Origin of the sequence: Paenibacillus algorifonticola, from assembly GCF_000971975.1 — a bacterium.
Classification (GTDB): Bacteria; Bacillota; Bacilli; order Paenibacillales; family Paenibacillaceae; genus Pristimantibacillus; species Pristimantibacillus algorifonticola.
Map to the genome: position 1 here is coordinate 40048 of NZ_LAQO01000052.1, position 7316 is coordinate 47363.

General features: G+C 39.8%; 6 protein-coding genes. 1 reads left to right on the top strand and 5 read right to left on the bottom strand.

Translation table 11 applies throughout. The features are described 5' to 3' along the window. Nucleotides 1-282: 282 nt before the first annotated feature. The 5 genes from ptsP to WH37_RS31120 form a co-directional block, all read right to left on the bottom strand. Entirely contained in the window at nt 283-2007 is a 1725-nt protein-coding gene (ptsP, locus tag WH37_RS31100) for a phosphoenolpyruvate--protein phosphotransferase (protein ID WP_046234544.1), read from the bottom strand. Further along, on the bottom strand, nt 2000-2275 hold the full coding sequence (locus WH37_RS31105; RefSeq protein WP_046234554.1) for an HPr family phosphocarrier protein: 276 nt from the start codon (nt 2273-2275) through the stop codon (nt 2000-2002). The genes ptsP and WH37_RS31105 overlap by 8 nt, the downstream gene beginning before the upstream one ends. An 81-nt stretch (nt 2276-2356) precedes the next feature. Next, nucleotides 2357-3127, bottom strand: coding sequence for a PTS sugar transporter subunit IIAB (locus WH37_RS31110; protein WP_052737363.1), 771 nt, complete (start codon nt 3125-3127; stop codon nt 2357-2359). Nucleotides 3128-3487: 360 nt separating this feature from the next. After that, nucleotides 3488-4342: a glucose PTS transporter transcription antiterminator GlcT gene (glcT, locus tag WH37_RS31115; RefSeq protein ID WP_046234545.1), complete on the bottom strand. Its 855-nt coding sequence runs from the start codon at nt 4340-4342 to the stop codon at nt 3488-3490. 668 nt (nt 4343-5010) lie between these two features. After that, nucleotides 5011-5448 carry an OsmC family protein gene (locus WH37_RS31120; protein WP_046234546.1) on the bottom strand — a complete coding sequence of 146 codons (438 nt, stop codon included), beginning with the start codon at nt 5446-5448 and terminating at the stop codon, nt 5011-5013. A gap of 237 nt (nt 5449-5685) precedes the next feature. Between WH37_RS31120 and WH37_RS31125 the strand changes: the two genes are divergently transcribed. Then, nucleotides 5686-6360, top strand: coding sequence for a GntR family transcriptional regulator (locus WH37_RS31125; protein WP_046234547.1), 675 nt, complete (start codon nt 5686-5688; stop codon nt 6358-6360). Nucleotides 6361-7316: the final 956 nt, after the last annotated feature.

Here is a 7316-nt window from a genome sequence, read left to right on the forward strand (position 1 = left end):
AGATATGATATTGAATGGAGAAACCCTCCTCTGTCAGCCTGTTGATGAACTGCCATTGGCTCAGAGATACTTTTTAAACTAATGCGATCACAAATAAAATCCGGCTATCGAAGCCGGATTTTATTTGTGATCTTCCTATACCATTTGATCATACAGTGAAAGGATGTGCAGGATCTATTTCAGGTTTTACTGAGTAGACTCCTTCCTACCCCTTTACTTAGGATCAGTGCATGAATTTTTGAATATAGTGGTTCTTCTATTTCATAGTATTCGAAACACACACTATAACCACAAATATATCAAACCACCCTGAACCAATTCGACCACTTCTTCAGCAGTTTGCAATTCTAATGCTTGAGCAGCAACTTGTTGCATTTTGGCGCGGGACAGCTTCGTAATTTGGCTGCGAGCTGGCAAAATAGATGTCGCGCTCATGCTAAATTCATCCAGTCCGAGACCAATTAACAATGGAATTGCTGTTTCGTCACCAGCCATCTCTCCACACATTCCTACCCAGCGTCCTTCACGATGTGCTGCGTCGATAACCATTTTTATTAAACGCAAAATGGCTGGGTTGTACGGTTGATACAAATAGGACACATTCTCGTTCATGCGATCAGCTGCCATCGTGTATTGAATCAAATCATTGGTGCCAATACTAAAGAAGTCCACTTCTTTGGCAAATTGATCCGCCATAACCGCCGTCGAAGGAATTTCCACCATTATACCGAGTTGAATGCTATCGGATACCGTAACACCTTCAGTAATCAGCTTATCCTTTTCCTCAAGTAAAATGGCTTTCGCTTCACGGAATTCTCCGAGTGTCGCAATCATCGGAAACATGATGCGTAAATTGCCATAAATACTTGCACGGAGTAAAGCACGGAGCTGAGTACGAAAAATATCTTTACGATCCAGACACAAACGAATGGCACGGAAACCTAGAAACGGGTTCATTTCCTTCGGCAAAGAAAGATACGGCAGTTCCTTATCTCCGCCGATATCAAGGGTACGGACAACTACAGGCTTGCCTTCCATTTTTTCGAGCACTGTTTTGTAAGCGTTATACTGAATATCTTCGGAAGGCAGCTTATCTCTTCCCATATACAGAAATTCGGTACGGTAAAGACCTACGCCTTCTCCGCCATTTTCCAATACACCGGTAATATCATTAGGTGTTCCAATATTAGCAGCCAACTCCACGTGAACTCCATCCATCGTTATGGTAGGCTGGTCACGCAGTTTTCTCCATTCAGCACGCTGTACATCGTATTGCTTCTGTTTAGAACGGTACTCAGCTACAACTTCATCCGATGGATTAACCACTACATGTCCATTCAAACCGTCTACAATGATGAGATCTCCATGTTTGGCCTGAATAAGAATATTCTTGGTTCCCACAACGGCGGGAATTTCAAGGGAACGAGCCATGATTGCAGAGTGAGATGTACGTCCGCCAATATTAGTGGCAAAACCTTTAACGTAATTGCGATTCAATTGAGCAGTATCGGAAGGTGTTAAATCTTCCGCTAGCACAATTACTTCCTCACTTATATCAGAAGGATTCGTGGATTCAATACCAAGCAGGTGGTTTAGCACACGTTTGGTCACATCGCGCATATCCGCTGCACGTTCCTGTAGATAGGCACTTTTCATATTTTCAAACATTTCGATAAACTGGGAAGCCGTCTCGTTCAATGCAAATTCCGCATTTACCAGTTCCGATTCGATTTTTATTTTTACTGGATTAATCAATTCCGGATCATTTAGAATAAGCAAATGCGAAGCAAAAATCTCTGCTTTTTTCTCACCCAGCTCTTGCAAAGTATGCTCTTTAATTGCCTCAAGCTCAGCCTTGGATTTCCCAAGAGCAGTGTCGAATTTAGCGATCTCTGTTATGACATCATTAATTTGACGTTTTTCTACAGAGTAATCGGGATGCTCCAAAATAAACGCCTTGGCGATGGCAATGCCTGCTGAAGCAGCGATGCCTGAGACCTTAATCATGGACCTCGCCCAGCCCTTCATTTACCATCACATCAGTTAGTGCTTGTAGTGCTTCTGCTGCGCCTTCACCTTCAACTATGATACTAATAATATCGCCTTGAGCCAAACCTAAAGATAAGACACCAAGGATTGATTTAAGAGTCACTTTTTTTCCATTTGCTTCAGCAAATGATTCTGCCCCTATGAACTTGCTCGCTGTATTTACCAATGCTGTCGCCGGACGTGCGTGAATACCATCTTCGTCTGTAATTTTGAAATTTTGTTGCATTGTAATCATCTCGCTCTCATTTATTTTGATTAATGCTTTGTATACATTTACTACACCTGTTTGCCATCATTATAATATTCCCTATTGTATCTCAATTATTGGCTTGTCACCCATTTTGAGTACACCACTGTTAATAAGCGTAACCGTTGAACCTTGGGGTAAATTAGTAAAAACGATTGGAGTTAGAATAGATGGGACATTTTCTCGTAAATACTCCCAATCGACTTCTACAACTGGCTGTCCAGCATAAACCCGTTCTCCTAGCTCAACAAGCAAGTTAAAACCGAAACCTTTCAGCTTTACTGTGTTAACTCCTATATGAATAAGCACCTCCTTGCCCCCGTCTGACTTGATTCCAATGGCATGCTTGCTAGGAAATACATTATACACTCTTCCATATACTGGAGAAGAGATATGGCCTTCATAAGGCAAAACAGCAAAACCGTCACCCATCATTTTTTCTGAAAAAAGCGGATCAGGTACAAACGTAATATCGAGAAGCTCACCATATACCGGCATCACGATATCTTCGGAAATAATTCGTTCTCTCTGTTCCCCATGTGCCATCTCCTTTGGTGGAATCGGCTCGAAAGAAAATTCCACTGACTGTCGTCCCGTAAGAATATCTTCCAGTTGGTTCTTAATTGCAATTGAACTTATTCCAAATATCGCCTGCACATTATTAGCTACTTCAAACACCCCTGCTGCACCCAGTTGTTTCAAATACTCCTTTTTCACTTCGAATTTGTCATATACTTCTACACGCAAACGGGTGTTGCAAGCATCTAGATGTTTGATATTTTTTTTGCCGCCGTAGGCTGCAATAATGTTGTAAGGTAGACCTTCCTCCATTCTACACGAACCTCCATAAATGTCGCTCTGCCTTTCGGCTTTACCATCTAAAATTTTTAATATCCACTTATAAATCCCAAAGCTTTGTCCAATGTAAGAGCACATACATCCGCTTTTCCTTGTAAAATGAAATGGGAACAGCAAAAAAGCATGAATTAATAAAGCGAGTTGTATAAGCCTTCAGGCACATCATGCCCGTTAAAAGCTGTTACAATCACACTCTATATAACTCATGCCTGATCTTGTCAGTAACACGTCGTATATCTAATTCTTTGATGCGAAATTCATTGTAGCACTACTATATTGTACAGTGCAAGCCTTTTTTCAAATCTCCTTAACTTGAGATTTCTCTTGAAAGGTTTACTCCCATTTCTCTTCTTTCTTTTGATTCAAACGCTGTAAATGTATAGTCAAATAACCCAATTCTGCATGATATACCGGAAGTCGAAGTCTATTTTCCATGACTTTTGTCAGTTTCCATGCGAGTAAATACATCTCTGGATATTCGATTTTTAGTAATAAATCCATTTTCTTTAATTCCTGCAACTTTTCCCCTCTAATAATGCGCTCCAATGCAAAACGAAGATGTGTAATCAAACGGGAATAATCTAATGACCCCACCTCAAAAGGAAAATTTAATTGATTTGAAACGATGCCAACCAGTTCGTTAATTAGCTGTGATTGCTTCTTTACTTGCATAATGTTTTGGTTGGACACTGCACTGTAGATGTGCAGGGCAATAAATCCAATCTCATCTACCCCTAAATCTACGCCCAATTTTTTCTCAATCATACGAACTGCATACTCCCCTATGCGATATTCATCAGGGTAAAGTTCCCTTGTTTCATAAAGGAAAGGATTTTGAATGACGATCCCCTGCTTCTTGCGCTTTAAGGCAAAAGAAATATGGTCAGTCAGCGCAATATGAATATGCTCATTCAGAGATACGTTCTTATGCTCGGTAATATGCAAAAGCAATTCGTTAATAATCTCGATCAATTCTTCATCTACTTGGGGAAGTAGCAGTTTGTATTGCTCCTGCTCCTCCTGATTTTTCAATATGAACATTTTTTCCACGGCCAATAGTGAGATGATGTCGCCTGCTTTACGGTTAAAACCTATACCTTTGCCGATAACAACGACCTCGCCATGCTCTGAATGCTGCGCAATAATAACATTATTGTTCAGGGCTTTGTCTATTTGTAGTCCACTCAATGTATGCACCTCTATTTTCAAACTTTAAATTCAATCTTCTGGCAAAAAGGCGGGATAATTGAAATATATCCAGGTATAGTCATCATCATTACCCTCAGCATTCTTGCCTAGAGTATTTTCCTCATAAATAATTAACTATCTCGATAACTTTAACCTTCATAATGGACAGTTGTGAATTTTAGTATTGTTGCCTTAAAACAGTCCTAGGGCAGAAATGTGTGAGTATTATAACACATCCTACAATATGCTGTCATTGTAACACTATTTATTCTTACGACTTAACTCAAACCAACTAGCTTTAAGTTCGGTATGTTGTTCCTGCACGCACAACTGCTTGGCAAAGAAGGACTTCGGCATACTTGGATTTCTTCGAAATTGATAAATGATTAATGAGACATCACCATTGACGTAGATTTGAACTCCAGTTTTTCAAGCAATTTCCGTTGCATTCCTAATTTGTTTAACCTTCATACTGTCCCACGTTTCTGCGCTTATTTTATACGGTGAACGGCCGACTTATACAAAATTTTCTGAGTGGCTCTCGGTCCAGGTACGTAAAGTAAGCTTAACTAATTTTAAAAAATGAGCTTGAATTCTCTCTAACTTGTTTTTTTACATCACCAATCAAGCACCGATTCTTCCACATGCTGGTTGACTAAGTCGTTTTCTTAAATTGTAGCTATCTTGCCTTCAATTTTGATTTGAACGCCTGCTTTTTTCAACAGATTTCCTACTTCACATGCTTGATCTGCAGCCGTCATTGCTCCATTCATAGCCTTGATGTGTTTTTCCGTCGCACCAGCAGGCAAAACAACTTGAAGGGAATGAACGATTATAAATCCATCTTCTTTGGAGTTGGTTGCTTCCGAATCCATGAAGATCCCAGCGACATCCAGTTTTTGGGTTTGAAGCGAATACACGAGAGTCATGATATAACAAGATGCTGCAGAAGAAACAAGCAATTCTTTAGGATCGGAGCCCTCTCCGCTTCCTCCTAGTGCTTTAGGTATCGCAATATTGGTTTTGAGGTAATTTGATTCAATTTTCCCGTAGCCTTTTGCGTCTGGATACCAAACAATCTTTACATTTGTTTTTAAATCAGCCATTTTAGCACACTCCTATTAAGATATGACTCGTAAAACATTAAACTAAAAAGTTGACTAATTACATAGTTGATTAGTTAACCATTCACATAAGTTATCGTTTTTTAGTTCTTTTGTCAATGTGCTTTTATAATAAGGCGTATTCACAATGAATCTTTCCGTCGCTTGATTTTTTGCTTCCGCTTGATTACACTTAGGTTGTCCAGAAAACTAGGTAAGCGAGAAAGTTGGAATGCAGCCATGGAACACTCACGTTTGCTATTTAAAATTGATACTCACTCATCTCTGCCAATTAATGTGCAAATTAAAGAGCAGATTAAATGGTTGATTGGCAGAGATATTCTAAAACCGGGTGATTCCCTTCCATCGACCAATCAGTTGGCAGAACAACTTGCCATTAACCGAAACACAATTCAATGGGTCTACTCGCAATTGAAAGAAGAAGGTCTATTGTTGATTCAAAAGGGTAGAGGAACTCAAGTTGCCAATGAAGGCAGCATTGAAAATTTCAAGAAAAATAATCCCTACTTTTCATTTATAGAAAAAACCATCAAGGAGGTCTACGATTCGGGGTTTAATGCAGAGAAAGTCCTATTGTCTGGATTTGCTTATATACAGCTATTTAGCCAGCCGCTTGCAAAGAGATTGCGATATCTCTTTATCGAATGCAGAACCATTTCATGTGTCTTTTATTTAGATGAAATCAAACGAATGACTTTAGCGGAAATTGATGTAGTCGACACTTCATCGCCAGAAGAAGTTCTTCAAAAGGCTATTCGTCAGGCAGACGTCATTGTGACTGTTTCGGAACTGGCAGAAAAAGTACAGGAATTTGTCAAACCAGCCAATAAAAAGATTATCTCCGTCGGTTCCTCCAACGACGTGACATTGCTATTCAACATGCTGCGGCCATAATAACTCATAGGCCAATGCCCACTTGGATAGTGTCTTAAACATAGTGCAATCATGCTCGTAGAGATTCTAACTTCTGATTTCATCTACTATCAAAGGTAGACCTTTAAGTCCAACCGCCACAAATGACGAAAGAATATCATCACGCTTTTGCCTGCGAGGTATTCATCTACGTTTTTTTACTAAACCTATATTTTTTAGATAAATTCTTAACTTCATCAATGACAATATTACTTGTCATCATACGCCGCCTCAAGTGCAGCATTCAAACTAATAGATTGATTAGTATCGGATAATCTCAGATCAGCTTCAGATACAACACACCATTTATTAACGTATTCTCGAAAGTCTGTAAAACTAACGTATTGTCGTTTCTGTGACTCATGTGATAGTCAACAATTTCATTACCAAACTAATCTTCTACTATTGAGAGGTAATTCACTATGCTCCCACCTCATTTGAGCTGTCTTAACAATAAGCCGAGCCTCCACCTAAGACTAGCGTGACCCCATCCTGATAACGTTCAACATATAACGTAATGTGATAAGCCTGCTCAGCAATCTGGGGATCGTGTGCAACTTTAATCTGATTAATTTTGCTAATAACATCATTCACCAAGCTTTCTGCAAGGGATAGTTGAAAGCTTGGTCCGCAGCAACCCGTACTTCCAGCGAATATCCTCTAGGTACACACCCCTGCTTGATTCATCATTTATGCAATATAAGCTTTCGCTCCATCTGTAATGATCACGTAGACATGACCCCTTTCGTTAGGTGGACGGATCTGTGCACCATTTCTTTAACTGATCATAACAGACAGCACCTGCAGGATCCCAAGCAATAAGAATACTATTGTGCTTGGAAGTCTCCTGAATGTAGGATGGAAGCGAATATCTATTTAGCCCCCTAGAGAACTTGGACACTAAGAGAGTGTATGAAGTACACTACTAGTGACAGGGG